Origin of the sequence: Streptomyces sp. NPDC005017, from assembly GCF_042873115.1 — a bacterium.
Classification (GTDB): Bacteria; Actinomycetota; Actinomycetes; order Streptomycetales; family Streptomycetaceae; genus Streptomyces.
Genome location: NZ_JBIALD010000006.1, coordinates 67092 through 82058 on the forward strand (window position 1 = coordinate 67092; position 14967 = coordinate 82058).

A 14967-nucleotide genomic window follows, 5' to 3' on the forward strand; every position below is an offset into this window, starting at 1 on the left:
GGGGACCTTTCGGTTCGTCGTTTCGTGTGCGGCGGCAGTCAGGCGTGGGCCGCGACGGTCTCGGAGAGGGCTTCCTGTGCCTCCCGTGCGCGCACCAGGGGCAGCACCCGCTTGCCGAAGTACTCGACCTCCTCCAGGTAGTGCAGAAAGCCGAGGAGGAAGAGGTCGGCTCCGAGCCGCTTGCGGGCGACGATCCGCTCGGCGGTCTGCTCGGGGGTGCCGATCAGGCCGGTGCGGCAGCCGTCGTTGTACTGGACGAGGTCCTCGAAGCGTCAAGCGGCCGTCGACAGGGTCGAGGACAGTCAGGTGGCAGGGGGCCGCCGTGCGGTCAGGGACGTGACCGGCGGGGTCACGGTGGGCCCCTCTGGGACGCATGTCGGTGGCGTGCACGACGGAGGCCGATGGACGTCCGTGGACCCCCGCTGCCGGGGCCGGCGGCGGGGGTTCAGGCAGGTCAGACGTGGAACTGGTTCGCCGGGACCGGTAGCCCGTAGTGTTCGCGCAGAGTCGAGCCTTCGTACTCCTCGCGGAACAGTCCCTTGCCTCGCAGGATCGGCAGGACGTGCTCGGCGAAGGCCGCGAGGCCGGACGGCAGGGCGGGCGCCATGATGTTGAAGCCGTCCGCGGCGCCACCCTCGAACCAGGCGACGATCGTGTCCGCGATCTGCTCGGGCGTGCCGACGAACTCGAAGTGACCGCGTCCGCCACCGAGCCGCGAGATGACCTGGCGGACCGTCAGCCTCTCCCGGACCGCGAGGTCGATGATCAGGTCGGCACGGCTCTGGGAGCCTTCCAGCTTCGGCCTGGCGAGGATGAAGTCCGGCAGCGGCCGGTCGAGTGCGAAGACCGAGGGCTCCGTCTCGAACACGGCCGCGAGCTGGCGCAGCCCGTACTCCGGTACCCGCAGCTCGTCGAAGCTCCGCGCGAGTGCCCGGGCCTCCTCCTCGGTCGACCCGATGTAGGGGACGATGCCCGGCAGGACGATCACCCCTTGCGGGTCGCGCCCCGCGGCCGCGGTCCGGGCCTTGATGTCGGTGTAGAAGGCTGCGGCGCGTTCGTACGTCGTGTGCGCGGTGAAGATCGCCTCGGCGTGGCGGGCCGCGAAGTCCTTGCCGTCCTCGGAGGAGCCGGCCTGGACGAGCAGCGGGTACCCCTGCGGGGGACGCTCGACGTTGAGCGGGCCGGCCACCCTGAAGTGGGTGCCGTCGTGCCCGAGGCGGTGCAGTCGCGCGGGGTCGGCGTAGCGTCCCGTGGTCCGGTCCGCGACGACGGCCTCGGACTCCCAGCTGTCCCACAGCGCCTTGGCGACCTTCAGGAACTCGTCGGCGCGGGCGTAGCGTTCGGCGTGGCCGGGGCGTTCGGTCAGGCCGAAGTTGGCGGCCTCGTCCGCCCCTGCCGAGGTGACGATGTTCCAGCCGGCGCGGCCGCCGCTGACGTGGTCGACGGACGCGAGGCGGCGGGCGAGGTTGTAGGGCTCGTTGTAGGTCGACGACACGGTCGCGATGAGGCCGATCCTGCTGGTCGCCTGGGACAGCGCGGTGAGCAGGGTCAGCGGTTCGAGCTGGCCCGGCGGCCGGAACTCGCCGGTGCCGATGAGGGCGGGTCCGTCCGCGAGGAACAGCGAGTCGAACTTGGCGTTCTCCGCCAGCTGTGCCAGCTCGATCCAGTGCCGCAGGTCGAAGTCCGCCCTGGGGTTGCTGTGCGGAAGCCGCCATGCCGCCTCGTGGTGGCCCGCTTCCATGAGGAAGGCGTTGAGGTGGAGCTGTCGCCGTCGCGCGCTCATGAGCCGTCCTCCAGCCGGGAACTGTCGTAGCCCGCCGGGAGCAGGTTGTCGGTGATGGACTTGACGTTGACCTTCTTGGTGATCTGTCCGGCCTCCAGGAAGACGTCGGCGAGCTTCTGCTCCAGGTCGATGTCCGACTGTTCCACCGGGGTCACCCGGTTGGAGTAGGCGGCCAGGGACGCCTTGGCGTCCTCCAGCGGGATGCCCTGCTCCTTCGCCAGTGCCTGCGCGTACTGGTCGGGGTGCTTGACCGCCCAGGCGTACTCTCGCGCGAGCCTCTTCAGGACGTCCGTGAGAGCGGCACGCCTGGTCTTGTCCTTCAGCGACTTGTCGCTCGCGATGTAGTAGCTGCTCGTCTGGTCCAGGGGCGGCAGACCCTTCACCAGGACCCGGGCGCCGTTCTTGACCGCGATGGCGGACTGCGGGTTCCAGATGGCCCAGGCGTCCACCTTGCCGGTGTTGAACGCCGTCGCGCCCGCGGCGGGGTCGAGGAAGACCAGCTCCGCGTCCTCGGGGGTGAGACCGACGCTCTTCAGCGCGTTCAGGGCCAGCCCGTGGGCCGAACTGCCCTGCGGGACGGCGATCCTCCTGCCCTTGAGGTCGGCGGCCGTGCGCAGCTTCGACCCCTTCGGCACGATGATGTTCTCCAACGCCTGGTCGGGTGTGAGCGAGCGGTTCACGGCGACGATCTTGAAGCCGTACACCTTCGCGGCGCCGGTGATCGGCGGTACGTCGCCGACGCTGCCCAGGTCGATCTTGCCCGAGGCGGCGGCCTGTACCAGCGGCGGCCCGTAGGTGAAGCGGGCGAACTCGACCTTGTAGGGCGCGTTGTCGAAGACGCCGGTCAGCTCCGCGAGGGCCTCGCTGCCGTCACCGCCGTTGTCACCGATGGTGAACGTGTACTTGCTCCACTCGGGGTGCTCGGCTTCGCCCGCCTCTGCGACGTTGCTGAGCGGCGCGGCGGTGTCCGTCTGCGAGCCGCAGCCGACGAGGGTGCTCGCGAGGGTGAACAGGCCGACGGCGCCGATGGCTGCGGGGGTTCTTATGCGCATGAGGTGTCGTGCTTTCTGTGCTGGTGAGGGTGTGGGAGGGGTCAGTGCCGTCCGGCGATGCCGAGGTCTTCCAGCAGCCGGGCGCGCAGTTCCTCGCGTGCGGTGCTCGCTTCGCGGTCGGCGGCGGAGAGGACGACCTCGTGCGAGGCGCCGATACGGCCGCCGCTCATGACGACGATGCGGTCCGCCAGGGCGATCGCCTCGTCGACGTCGTGGGTGACGAGCAGCATGGCGGCCTGATGCCGGGTCCGCAGCGCGCGGACGAGGTCGTGCATACGCAGCCGGGTGATGGCGTCAAGTGCCGCGAACGGCTCGTCGAGCAGGACGAGTTCGGGCTCGGAGACCAGGGCCCGGGCGAGCGACACGCGCTGTGCCTCACCGCCGGACAGTTCCTTGGGCCAGGCCTTCTCACGTCCCGAGAGGCCGACTTCGGCCAGTACCTCGCGGGCGCGCCGGTCCGCGTCGGGCCCGTGCAGGCCGAGTGTCACGTTGGGCAGGACCCGTTGCCAGGGCAGGAGCCGGTCGGCCTGGAAGACGATCGCCCGCCTCGCGGGGACCTCCACCCGGCCTCCGTCGGGCCGGTCCAGTCCCGCGAGCAGCCGCAGCAGGGTGCTCTTGCCGCATCCCGAGGGGCCGAGCAGGATCACCAGCTCCTCGTCGGCGATGGTGAGGTCGAGGTGGTCGAGCACCACCCGGTCGCCGAACCGGCGGACCACCTGCTCGACGGCGACGCCGGTCCGCCGGCGGGGCTCCGTCGTGATCGTGCTGCTCATGATGCCTCGTAACTGGGTCGCCACCGCAGCAGCACCCGCTCAAGAAACCGGACGAACTGATCGGCGAGCAGGCCCAGGAGCGAGTAGATCACCAGCCCCACGAAGACCTGGTTGGTCTGGAGATAGGTCTGTCCCTGGGTGATGAGGAAGCCGAGTCCCTCGTCCGCGTTGACCGTTTCGGCGGCGACGAGGCCCAGGACGCTGTAGGCGAGGGAGAACCTCAGTCCGACCAGGAACCCCGGCAGGGCTCCGGGCACGAGCACCCGCGTCACCAGGCGCCACGTGCCGGCACCGGTCGTCCGTGCCATCTCGATCAGCCGTTGGTCGACGCCCCGGATGGCGGCGAACAGGTTGAGATACATCGGCACGCCGGCCCCGAAGGAGATCAGCAGGACCTTGGTCAGCTCGTCGATGCCGAACCACACGATCATCAGCGGCAGCACCGCGAGGAGGGGAATCGTGTTGAGCACCTGCACGACGCCGTTGAACAGGTACTCGCCACTGCGCAGCAGCCCGCCGAGCACGCCGGTGACGATGCCCACCGTCAGCCCGATCGCGAGGCCGATTCCGGCCCGCTGGAGCGAGATGGCGAGGTCCGGGCCGAGGACGCCCTGCTGCCACAGATCGGCGGCCGACCTCACGATCGAGGTCGGCGCCGGAGCGTACGTCTTCGACACCGCTCCGGCCCGGGCGAGTACCTCCCAGGCGAGGAGGATGACGACCGGGGTCGTGTAGATGCCCAGCGGCCAGCGCAGGCGCTCGCGGAGCGTACTCAGCGGCGTCCGGCGGCGGGCGTCGCGCGGCAGGAACACCTCGCGCCCCCGCGCGGGCGGTGTCCCGGCGGCCGGTCCCTCAGCGAGGGCCGGCGCCTTCACACTGAGCTCCGTCATGCCGCCACCGCCGACACGCTGCTGTAGTGCGAGGCGTCGCCGACGAGTTGCTCGCTGGGTCGGCCGTCGACACCGGTCGGAACCTCTCCCGCGACCGTCACCCGGTTCAGGCGACGCGGATGGTCGTCGTAGTTGTCCACGCCGTAGTGCTGGGTGATCCGGTTGTCGAAGATCAGCAGCTGGTTCGGGGACCAGGCCCAGCGCAATACGTTCTCCGGGCGCGTCACGTAGGACTGGAGGATGCGCAGCAGGTCCGCCGAGTCGCTGCTCGGCAGACCGACGATCCGCTTGACGAATCCCCCGATGAACAGGCCGCGTTCACCCGTCAGCGGATGCACCCGCACGACCGGGTGCTCGGCCTCGTAGGGCGTCGAGGTGAAGATGCGGTCGTACTCCTGCCGTTCGGGGGTCGTGGCCGCGGGCCGCGCGTAGTCGTACTGGTTCGTGTGCACGACGCGCAGCGAGTCCGCCAGGGAGCGCAGTGCTTCGGGTAGATCGCGGTAGGCAGCGGCGGCGTTCGCGATGAGCGTCTCGCCGCCGTAGGGCGTGGTCACGATGGACCGGAGTGTGGTGAGCTGAGGCGGGTTGACCACGAAGGTAACGTCCGTGTGCCACTCGTTGGCCTTGGACGACTCGCTGTCGACAGCGAGCACGTTCGTCGTGCCATCGGCGGCCGGCACGTTCGGATGGGCGGTCGTCAGCTCGCCGAACCACCCGGCCACACGTTCCTGGCCGGCGTTGTCGAGGTTCACGTCGTCGAACACGATCGCCTTGTGCTCGTTGAGGGCGTCCCGGAGTGCGGTGACCGTCGAGAGGCCGGGCGACGCCGTGAGGTCGATGCCCTCGACGACCGCGCCGATGCGGCCGGTGAGCTTACGGATGGACAACGGCATGAAGGTCCCTCTCGGACGGATGGGCGCACCAAGGGGTGCTGAAAGTAAGGGGGTTGGGTGAAGAGTGCAGGACGGATCGTCCGGCCGGGGAACGCCGGTTCGGCCGGGCCCGAGAGACGTATGCGTGGTCGCAGGACCGCTACGGCCGCGCTGTTCAGCGACCGCGTCGGCGTGCGCCGGCAGACCCGCGGCTGATGCGGGAACAAGGGGGACGCGGAGAGCCCTCGGCAGGTGGATACGACGCTCTCGTGGGGAGACATCGCAGTGCGGGCGGCCTTATACCGCCTCAGGCCGGCCCGTGCCGACCGCGCACGTCAGGTGCTGCCAGAGACCACTTGCCGGGTCAGCGACAACAAAACGCGCTGGAGACGTGCGCCAGATCGATGTGGCGCCGCCGAGTCAGGTCCACGCGCGGGTTCATGGGACGGGAGTTCAGCAGACGCCCACCACGTTGGTCAATGCTTTCCCGGACGGGTCTTGCATTGCGGACACGGAGCGCCGGTCCACCTCTTCGGAACACGCGCTGCGCGCCCACGCGATCCGCCGACGGCACACGGTGACAGCCGGACCGCCGGCGTCTGTCCTCGCGGCTGCCCGTCGGACGGAACGCAGTACCGGCGGCGTGGAGCCATCGGGGATCACCCGGCCCGGGAGGCTTCCACATCGTCACGCGACTGCTGCCCCTGCCCGTACTGGACAAGTCCGCGTCCGCAACCGGTACTTCCTCGTACATGCAGGACCGCGCACTTTGATCGGAGGCGAGACCGAGGACGTGCCGCTGCCCTCGATCCACGCCGGCGACGACTTGTTCGGAACCTCCGTCGGCGAAGCCGTTGCCGGAGCCACCGCCGCACAGCGCCAACCCCGCGGAAACCTGCTCCCCTTGACGCCCGCCCCTGGAGTCCGTGCCTGCCCGGCGAGTCTCCCCCGAGCCCCGTCCCCTCTCCCGAGTGTGATGCGCCCGCGGCCGCCGCGAGCCCACTCGCGATCCAGCGACGCGCACCAGGGTGGTTAGCGGCACTGCGGCGGCCGGCGAGTAGCGGCGGTAGTACGCGAGTTCGCCGGTACTGCGGTTGCGGCGGATCAGCAACTGCCGGCTCCCGGGCCGGAGGTCGGTGAGGTCGATGACGGCCCAGTCGTAGAAGCGGTGGCCCTTGGCTCCGCTCCCTGCGGACAGCTTCCGCCAGGCCCTCTTGGGCACCTTCCTGGCCAGCGTGTCCGCGCGGAACTTCCCCGCGCCTGGGGTGACTTCGTGCGAGCAGGCCACCGCGAGGACGTAGCCGGTGCCGCGTTCTTCCAGCGCGGCGCGTAGCGTCGGGTTGCCTCCGTAGACCTCGTCTCCCGCGACCCAGGCGGCCCGGTGGCCGGCGTCCAGGAATCGGGTGACCATGCGGGCGGCAAGCTGCGGTTTGGTCGTGAATTCGGTCATGTCACCGAGTCCGGCGGCCCGGCAGCGGTCGGGGTCCGAGGACCAGGAACGCGGAACGTACAGTTCCCGGTCTACCGCGGCGTGTCCGCGGCGGCCGGCGTAGACGAGATAGACGGCGACCTGCGCGTTCTCGATCCTGCCCGCGGTGCCGGTGTACTGGCGCTGGACACCGACGGTGTCGATGCCTTCTTCACGTCGCCGGTCTCGTCGACCACCAGAACCGCCTGGTCGTCCCGCAGATGCTCCACCACGTAGGCCCGCACGTCGTCGCGCACCTGGTCGGCGTCCCGCTTGGCCCGCCCGAGCAGGTGCTGCACGCCGTCCGGGGTGCTCTCTCCGGGCCACTCTGCGATGGTCCCGCAGTTTTTGCGCGGCAGGTCCGACAGCAGCCCGAGCACCAACCGCCCGACCCGACGTCGGGGTTCGACCCGTGCGAACCGGCCCGCGATCTGGGCCATCAGGCTCTCGAACGCCTCCTGCCAGCGGGCAGGGTCTACGCTGTGACCTGCGGCCACCGCATGATCTTCAGTCTTCACACACCGATGATCAACGGGGGCCGCACCCGTCTCCACAGCGCGTCAGGGTCGCGCAGTGTCTGTCTGCCGTCATGTGTCTGGAGGACTTGTGCAACGTGGCGAAGTCTGGTGGGTCCAGTTCGACGAGCGGAGGTTGGTCGTACTGCTGTCGGGAGACGACACGTCCGGGATCCGGGTGATGCAGGTCGTCGCTCCGGCGGGCGTCGACATCAGCGGTCTGGGCATCGAAGTGACGGTCGGCGCCGGTGAAGGACTGCCGTTCGAAGGCGTGCTGCGGCTCGCGTTCCCGCGTCCAGGCTTCACCCCGTGCACGTGGCTGACCACTGTGTCCCGGGACGACCTGATAGAGCGGGCGGCCGTCCTGTCCTCCGTGAAGCTCAGCGAGATTGACGATGCCCTCCGACTCGCTGAACAAGCGCAGGAGCGGACCCCGGCCACGACTGCGAAGCTCAGCGATATAAGGGATGCCCTCCGTCTCGGTGAACTTGGGTAGACGGAGAAGGAGCCGACGCCCGCGACGGCGTGGGCGATCTCGGGCGAGATGATCGACGCTGGCCACGATCTCCGTCAGCACTGTCCGCGTCACGGACGCGGCGGCCCACGCGGCCGACCGAGAGACGTGCATCGGGGTCACTTCCCTGAACACCGCTTTGACGAGAGAAGGCTTGAACGGCGAGACATCCATGACCGAGGTGGTCTCAAGACCCCTGCGATCAGAGCGTGCGGACTGTACGGCCATCGGAAGAAACACTCCCTGCTGTCGGGTTGTCAGAGGCCCATGCTCCACCACGCAAGGACGCTCTTTGCGTCCCCCGTCCGGCTGCACCCCGTTCTCCCTGGCCCTGCCACCGAGGAGGTGCGGCCGGCGAAGCGACAGGCAGCTCTCTGCGGACCTTGCCGTCCCGCCAGTTGAGGACCCCTCGCCTCGGGACGCAGCCCAGCACCAAGTCCCTCACCCGGCGTCGGGGGTCAACCCTCGCGAACCGGCCTGGTATCCGGGACATCAGGACCTCGAACGCCTACGGCCAGCGGGCGAGGTCCACGCTGTGACCTGCGGCCACCGCTGATCCTCGGTCTTCACACCGAGGATCAGCGGTGGCGGTACTCGTCCGTCAGCCGTCCCCCGGCAAGATCGCGCCGTCCGACCGGAGCACCAGGTCGCGCTGATACCACGTGCCCTGCTCACCGTCGAGGTGGGCCGGGCCTGCCGGGCCGACAGGGACGAACCCGGCTTTGGTCAACACCGCCTGGGACGCGGCATTCCTGCGGGCGGTGGCCGCCCGCAGTGTGCGCAGCCCGTGCCGGGCCGCCGCCAGTCGGCACAGCTCCCGGACGGTCGCGGTCGCCACGCCACGGCCGGCGACATGCTGCGCGACCCGGTAGCCGAGTTCCGCGGTGTGGTCCTCGATGTCGATCAGGTTGAACCTGCCGAGTATCGAGTCGTCCTCGGCGACGAGCACGTGGAAGGCGCAGATGCCGGCCTCCTGCTCGGCCAGCAAGGCGTTGTACCGGTCTGTGAACTGGTCGAAGAAGTCGTCGCCGCGGTCTGGTACGGAGGCAGCGAAGTAGGCGCGGTTCGCCAGCTCGAAGGCCAGGACCGCCGGGGCATGTCCGGCACGCAGCCGCTTCAGCTCGGGCACTGCTCGACCCTACCCGGACAGCGGGCCGCGGCCAGCTGAGTTTCCGCAGCGTCGTTTCGTCGGCAACTTCACCTCACACACCACCTACCCCAACTGATCTTGCAAATGGCATTATTGAGGCGGCATACACGCCATGTCCTCATCTCCTCACCGAAAGCGTGAGCCTCCGTAGATGCGAATATCCCTCGGCGCGGCGCGCCGTACAGGTGGTGCGGTCGTGCTGTCCTTGGCCACGGCCGTGGCCGGGCTCGCCTTCCCGGCGACCGCGCACGCGGCCGTGTCCTGCCCGGCCGGCGTGTGGAAGGCCCAGTACTACGCCAACGCCACCCTCTCCGGCACTCCGAAGGCCACTGTCTGCGATACCGCCATCGCCGAGAACTACGGCTCCGGCGACCCCTCCGGCGTGACCCTGCCGAGCGACTACTTCGGCGTCCGCTGGACCACCACCCGTAACTTCGGCTCCGGCGGCCCCTTCGACCTGCGCGTCGCCGTCCAGGACGGCGCCCGCGTCTACGTCGACGGCCAACGCAGGATCGACCTGTGGCGCAACGTCAGCTCGACCCAGACGAAGACCGTCCGCCTCGCCCTGTCGGGCGGGACCCACACCCTGCGGGTGGACTTCGCCGCCATCACCGGCACCGCCAACATCTCCTTCTCCTACAGGCCGGTCGTCAGCTCCACGTACGACAAGATCGCCCCGCTGGCCCCGGGTGGCGTGAAGTCCAGCTACTCGGCGTCCACCCTCAAGACGAGCCTGACCTGGTCCCGCAACTACGAGATGGACCTGGCCGGCTACCGCGTCTACCGCCGCATCGCCGGCACCAGCGGCTGGAGCCTGCGCAACTCCACCCTGATCACGAGCACCGCCTTCACCGACGCTCCCCCGGCCACCGGCGCCTCCTACGAGTACGCCCTGCGCGCCGTCGACCGCTCCGGCAACGTCTCCGCGCTGTCCGCGGTGACGAGCGTCGTCAGCGCCGACAAGACGGCCCCCGCCGTACCCACCGGGCTCACGGCCACGTACGACCCGTCCGCCGGCGCCCGGCTCTCCTGGACCCCGGTGAGCGGGGCGAGCTCCTACGAGGCGCAGCGTGCCGTCGCACCCGAGGGGCCGTTCGCCCCGGTCAGCACGCTCCTGCAGAGCGCCGCCCTGACCGACCCGTCCGCCGCCGTGGGCACGACCTACTACTACCGCGTGCGGGCCAAGGACAGCGCGGGCAACGCCTCCGCGTACTCCGCGCCCGTCCAGCTCGACGCCACCGAGGCCAAGCCGCTGCCGCCGACGGCCGTCTCCGCCAACGGCTGGGCCGACCGCAACACCGTCGGCTGGACTTACGACGGTGACGCCTCCCACCGGTTCCACGTGTATGCCGCCGCGTCGGCGACCGGTCCGTGGACCCGGCTGACCGACACCCCGGTCACCGGACCCGCCCACGACGACTACGCGGCGCCCGTCGGCGAGGTCCGCTACTACCAGGTCAGGACGGTCACGGCTCTCGGTACGGAGTCGAACCCGTCAGGGACGGCCTCGGCCACCCGCACCGGCGACACCACCGCGCCGCACATGCCGTACGGCCTGGACGCGTGGGACGCCACGGACGGCGTGCACCTCAGCTGGACGCCCAACACCGACGACACGGACCACTACATCGTCATGCGCAAGCCGATGCTCGGCGCGTGGGAGGAGATCGCCACGGTGTGGGGCTCCACGTACGTGGACACCGGCACCCCGGCCGGCGTGCAGTACGGCTACACGGTCCGCGCCGTCGACGGGGCCGGCAACGTCTCCCGCATGCCCGAGCCCGGTTACGGCACCGTCTACGGCAAGCGCCTGCCCGTCTACGAGAAGCCGGCGGCGCCCGCCCAGGTCACCGCGACGGCCGACAACGGAAACGTCAAGGTGGAGTGGACCGCGAGTACGTCGACGGATGTGGCCGGCTACTACGTCTACCGCACGACCGCCGCGGACCCGACGACGGCCTACTCGGTCTCCCCGCTCATCACCGGGACGACGTTCACGAACGTGGACGTCCCCGCCGGCAAGACCTGGTACTACGTGGTGCGCGTCGTCAGCACGCACAGCCAGTGGTCCGACTACTCGCCGCTGGCCGAGGTCACCGTGCCCTGCCCGGTCATCACCGGACCGCCCACCCCGAAGATCACCGGGGGCGGCAGGGGCGCGGACTACGTCCAGCTCAACTGGGCGGTCGGAGCGTGCGACCAGGGTGCGACCGTCTCGTACAACGTCTACCGGTCCACGTCCAACGCCGACGTCTTCACTCCTGAGCGCCGCATCGCCACGGGTGTGACGGCACTGACGTACAAGGACGCCGGTCTGGCACGGGCGTACTACTACTACGTCGTCACCGCGGTGGCGGCCGACGGCACCGAATCGGCCCCGCAGGCCGTGCCGTTCGGGATTTCGATGATGGCGCCCTGACGCCCCGCTCCATCCCTCGGCCCCGTCGTCCGGACGCTTCGTGCTTCTGGACGGCGGGGCCTTGGCGTCGGAGGGCGGCGGTGCGGTCAAGGTGAGGGCACCGTCGTGACCCTGTGCGCGGCGTCGGCTTCGTCGGCGTGAGGTGAGCAACCGACAGGACTCGGTGACCTGCCGGAGCATGGCTTCGTGTATGCGAGGATCGCCCGCAGACACCTCCTCGTTCCCGCTCATGGGCGCCGGCTTCGGCGGTGACAACGCTGGAGCCGAAGCGGCACGGCCGACCATGACATGCTTCCAGCGGTTCGCCCACCGGGCCCTGCCGTTGATGTGCCGGGAGACCATCGGGACGCACTACGGGCCGGGACGCACTACGGGACTCGCGAACGCCCGCGCTGTCACGTGGTGCCATCTGCCGAAGTCCTTTTGCCGGGAGTGCAGATGCTCGACGAGATCACCGGGGAAGGCTTCGCCGCGTCATCGCGAGGCCGGTTGCGCGGTCTCGCGGCAGTCCAGCCGAGTGCGCGGTCGGAGGCCCACTGTTCCCGAACGTCCGGGGCTCAGGCGCGCTCGGCGGTGACGAGGGCGGGGTCGCACGTCCGCAGCCCTGTGACGTAGTTGCCGTTCGTTCCGTAGCCGGAGAAGGTCGCCCAGCCGTCGGGCTCGATGACGCGGCACGGAGCCCACTGGCCGTTCGTGTACTCGACCGTGACGGAGACGGTTTCGCCGCAGCCGTTGTGGACGTCGGTGTAGCGCCAGCTCTGGAAGTACTCCACGCACTCGGGAGCCGGCGATCCGGTGGCCGCCACCGCGGACGGGGCTGCGGTCAGGATCGTCAGGAGAGCCGCCGCGCTCATGGCGGCGAAGGCGAGGGGATGCGACATGCGTGTCGTGTGGTGTGCCATGTCCCGAATCCTCAGCCCTACACGGACCTTCACGCAACTTTCTGCAACTCTTTTCAGACATGGTCTCGTCGCTCGTAGTAAGAAGCAGGTGAACAGCCGTTTCGCGGACTGAAAGGCTTTGCACACCACCCGCACACCACAGCTGTAACCGAAGCAGGACTCCTGCCCGCGACCCGCCCGCTTCGTCGGCGATCGGCGGGTCCGCACAAACCATCGGCGCGCCCGGCCGCTTCAGCGGCCGGGCGCGCCGGCCTGTTCGACAGCGACCTGACAGCGCACTTTGGCGGGCTCTTTGCTTCGTTCGTGCGGGGGCAGGCTTCTTCAACCCGCCCCCGCTCGGGGCCTCTACCGGCTCCGGTAGGCACCGAGGCGCCAGAGCTTGAGGCTGCCGAGCCGGGATGCCTGGACTACGGACGATAGAGCCGGAACTGATCCCAGAGCCCCTGAACCGGGTCAGGCCGGCTGCCGGACCCGAGACACCGCCCCTGACCGCGTAGAGCAGGAGAAGCCCCGAGAAGATCCTGGTCGACGCCGGACACGCGACGGAGTCTGCCGAAGCGGGCACGACCCCCTTCGCGACCACCGCGTCGGTCCCCCGCACCATCCCAAGGGCGGGACGGCGTAGCGGTCTGCCACCCCTCCCCAGCCGGCCCGCCGCATTCCTCACTCTTGCACCCATAGTCGGTATTCGGCCACCGATAAACGAACTCCCTTGTTGCAAAAGGCACTTCCGTAACGGCCGTGTGCATGACATCTTGCGTCCATCATCTGTTTCGCACGACCCGGCCTGACCACCGGGTCTTCGGAGGACGCATTGATACCCCACAGATCCAGCCGACCTCGACGTACCCTCGTGCTGGCCGCCACGCTCGGCTCGGCGCTCGCCTTCGGGGCCCCCGCCGCGCTCGCCGGCACCGACCCCGTCTCCCCCTCCGGCTCCGCCGCTCCCGCCCCCGCGGCGGCGCCCCGGGCCGCGGCCCCCGCTTCCCAGAGTGCGAACTGGGTTGCCGGCACCCGCGCCTACCTCGTGATCACCGCCCCCGGTGACACCACGGCGGTCCGCAACGCGGTCACCGCCAACGGCGGAACGGTCTTCCAGTACTACGACGCGATCGGTGTCATCACCGCCCACTCCGCGTCCGCCTCCTTCGCCACCACCATGCGGGGCGTGAGCGGGGTTCAGCAGGTCGGCGCCACGCGCACCTCCGACGTCCCGGCGGACGCCTACAACCCGGCGCTGCCCGCCAACCCGGCCCAGTCCACGACCCCTTCGGGTGAGCCGGTCCGCGCCGACATGACCCAGATCAAGGCCGACCAGGCCTGGGCCGTCACCACGGGCTCCGCTTCCGTCAAGGTCGGCATCCTGGACACCGGTGTGGACGACCAGCACCAGGACCTGGCGCCGAACTTCAACGCCGCGGACTCCGCGTCCTGCGCGTACGGCAAGCCGGACACCCGTACGGGCGCCTGGCGCGACGTCGGCACCCACGGCACGCACGTGGCCGGTACGGTCGCGGCCGCCAAGAACGGCAAGGGCGTCATCGGCGTGGCCCCGGGCGTGAAGATCTCCTCGGTGCGCATCGCCGAGCCCGGCACCTCGCTCTTCTTCGCCGAGAACACCATCTGCGGCTTCATGTGGGCCGGTGACCACGGCTTCAAGGTCACCAACAACAGCTACTACACCGACCCGTGGCAGTTCAACTGCCCGGACAACGCCGACCAGGCCGCGATCATCGAGGGCGTCCGGCGCGCCCAGGAGTACGCGGAGGGCAAGGGCTCGCTCCAGGTCGCGGCGGCGGGCAACTCCAACATCGACCTGGCCAACAAGACGACCGACACCGAGAGCCCGAACGACTCGACGCCGGTCACCCGCACCATCACCAACGCCTGCCTGGACATCCCGACCGAGCTCCCGGGCGTGGTCACGGTCTCGGCGATGGGCACCACCGCGAAGGCCTCGTACTCCAACTACGGTCTGAACGTCATCGACGTCACGGCCCCGGGCGGAGACACCACCGGCATCTACAGCACCCTGCCCGGCGGCAAGTACGGCTCCAAGAGCGGCACTTCGATGGCCTCGCCGCACGTCGCCGGTGTGGCGGCGCTGCTGGCCAGCACCAACCCCGGCATCACCCCGGCGCAGCTGCGCGACAAGCTGGCCACGCAGGCCAACGACGTCGCCTGCCCGTCGGACAGCCGCTGCAAGGGCACCACGGCCAAGAACGGCTTCTTCGGCGAGGGTCAGGTCGACGCCCTCAAGGCCGTCGGCAGCACCCCGCCGCCCGGCAAGTACTTCGAGAACACCGCGGACTTCGCCATCGGTGACAACACGACCGTGGAGAGCCCGATCACCGTCAGCGGCGTGACCGGCAACGCCCCGGCCACCCTCAAGGTCGGTGTGAACATCGTCCACACCTACATCGGCGACCTCAAGGTCGACCTGATCGCCCCGGACGGCACCGTCTACACGGTCCACAACCGCTCGGGCGGCAGCACCGACAACATCAGCCAGGTCTACACCGTCAACGCCTCCTCCGAGGTCGCGGCCGGCACCTGGAAGCTCCGGGTCAACGACAACGCCGGCGGCGACACCGGCAGGATCGACTCCTGGAACGTCACCTTCTAAGGG

General features: G+C 69.7%; 10 protein-coding genes and 2 pseudogenes. 3 read left to right on the plus strand and 9 right to left on the minus strand.

What is annotated here, in order from left to right; all coding sequences use genetic code 11:
* Positions 1-38: 38 nt before the first annotated feature.
* The 7 genes and pseudogenes from ACFYR0_RS11200 to ACFYR0_RS11230 all read right to left on the minus strand — a co-directional run.
* Positions 39-269: pseudogene (locus ACFYR0_RS11200) on the minus strand (dimethyl sulfone monooxygenase SfnG); the annotation flags it as partial.
* Positions 270-454: 185 nt separating this feature from the next.
* On the minus strand, positions 455-1783 hold the full coding sequence (locus tag ACFYR0_RS11205) for an LLM class flavin-dependent oxidoreductase (RefSeq protein WP_389324784.1): 1329 nt from the start codon (positions 1781-1783) through the stop codon (positions 455-457).
* Complete coding sequence (locus ACFYR0_RS11210; protein ID WP_389324787.1) at positions 1780-2835, minus strand: ABC transporter substrate-binding protein; 1056 nt, start codon at positions 2833-2835, stop codon at positions 1780-1782. The genes ACFYR0_RS11205 and ACFYR0_RS11210 overlap by 4 nt, the downstream gene beginning before the upstream one ends.
* Before the next feature lie 41 nt (positions 2836-2876).
* Positions 2877-3608 (minus strand): ABC transporter ATP-binding protein, encoded by a 732-nt coding sequence (locus ACFYR0_RS11215; RefSeq protein WP_389324790.1) that lies wholly within the window; start codon positions 3606-3608, stop codon positions 2877-2879.
* Entirely contained in the window at positions 3605-4498 is an 894-nt protein-coding gene (locus ACFYR0_RS11220; RefSeq protein ID WP_389324793.1) for an ABC transporter permease, read from the minus strand. The genes ACFYR0_RS11215 and ACFYR0_RS11220 overlap by 4 nt, the downstream gene beginning before the upstream one ends.
* Complete coding sequence (locus ACFYR0_RS11225; protein ID WP_389324796.1) at positions 4495-5391, minus strand: TauD/TfdA dioxygenase family protein; 897 nt, start codon at positions 5389-5391, stop codon at positions 4495-4497. The genes ACFYR0_RS11220 and ACFYR0_RS11225 overlap by 4 nt, the downstream gene beginning before the upstream one ends.
* A 982-nt stretch (positions 5392-6373) precedes the next feature.
* A pseudogene (locus ACFYR0_RS11230) lies at positions 6374-7278 on the minus strand (IS701 family transposase); the annotation flags it as partial.
* A 166-nt stretch (positions 7279-7444) separates the two neighbouring features.
* On the opposite strand from ACFYR0_RS11230, the gene ACFYR0_RS11235 reads away from it, so the two are divergent.
* Positions 7445-7849, plus strand: a complete 405-nt coding sequence (locus ACFYR0_RS11235; protein WP_389324799.1) for a type II toxin-antitoxin system PemK/MazF family toxin — start codon at positions 7445-7447, stop codon at positions 7847-7849.
* Positions 7850-8468: 619 nt separating this feature from the next.
* Here the strand turns inward: ACFYR0_RS11235 and ACFYR0_RS11240 are convergent.
* The gene (locus tag ACFYR0_RS11240; protein ID WP_389324802.1) at positions 8469-8996 is read right to left on the minus strand and encodes a GNAT family N-acetyltransferase; all 528 of its coding nucleotides are present in this window, start codon (positions 8994-8996) and stop codon (positions 8469-8471) included.
* Between the two features lie 172 nt (positions 8997-9168).
* Here ACFYR0_RS11240 and ACFYR0_RS11245 point away from each other — a divergent pair, with 172 nt between their 5' ends.
* Positions 9169-11436, plus strand: a complete 2268-nt coding sequence (locus ACFYR0_RS11245) for a fibronectin type III domain-containing protein (RefSeq protein WP_389324805.1) — start codon at positions 9169-9171, stop codon at positions 11434-11436.
* A gap of 557 nt (positions 11437-11993) precedes the next feature.
* Here ACFYR0_RS11245 and ACFYR0_RS11250 read toward each other — a convergent pair.
* Positions 11994-12338 carry an alpha-amylase gene (locus tag ACFYR0_RS11250; protein ID WP_389324808.1) on the minus strand — a complete coding sequence of 115 codons (345 nt, stop codon included), beginning with the start codon at positions 12336-12338 and terminating at the stop codon, positions 11994-11996.
* Between the two features lie 853 nt (positions 12339-13191).
* On the opposite strand from ACFYR0_RS11250, the gene ACFYR0_RS11255 reads away from it, so the two are divergent.
* Positions 13192-14964: a S8 family serine peptidase gene (locus ACFYR0_RS11255; protein ID WP_389324810.1), complete on the plus strand. Its 1773-nt coding sequence runs from the start codon at positions 13192-13194 to the stop codon at positions 14962-14964.
* The last annotated feature ends 3 nt before the right edge of the window (positions 14965-14967 follow it).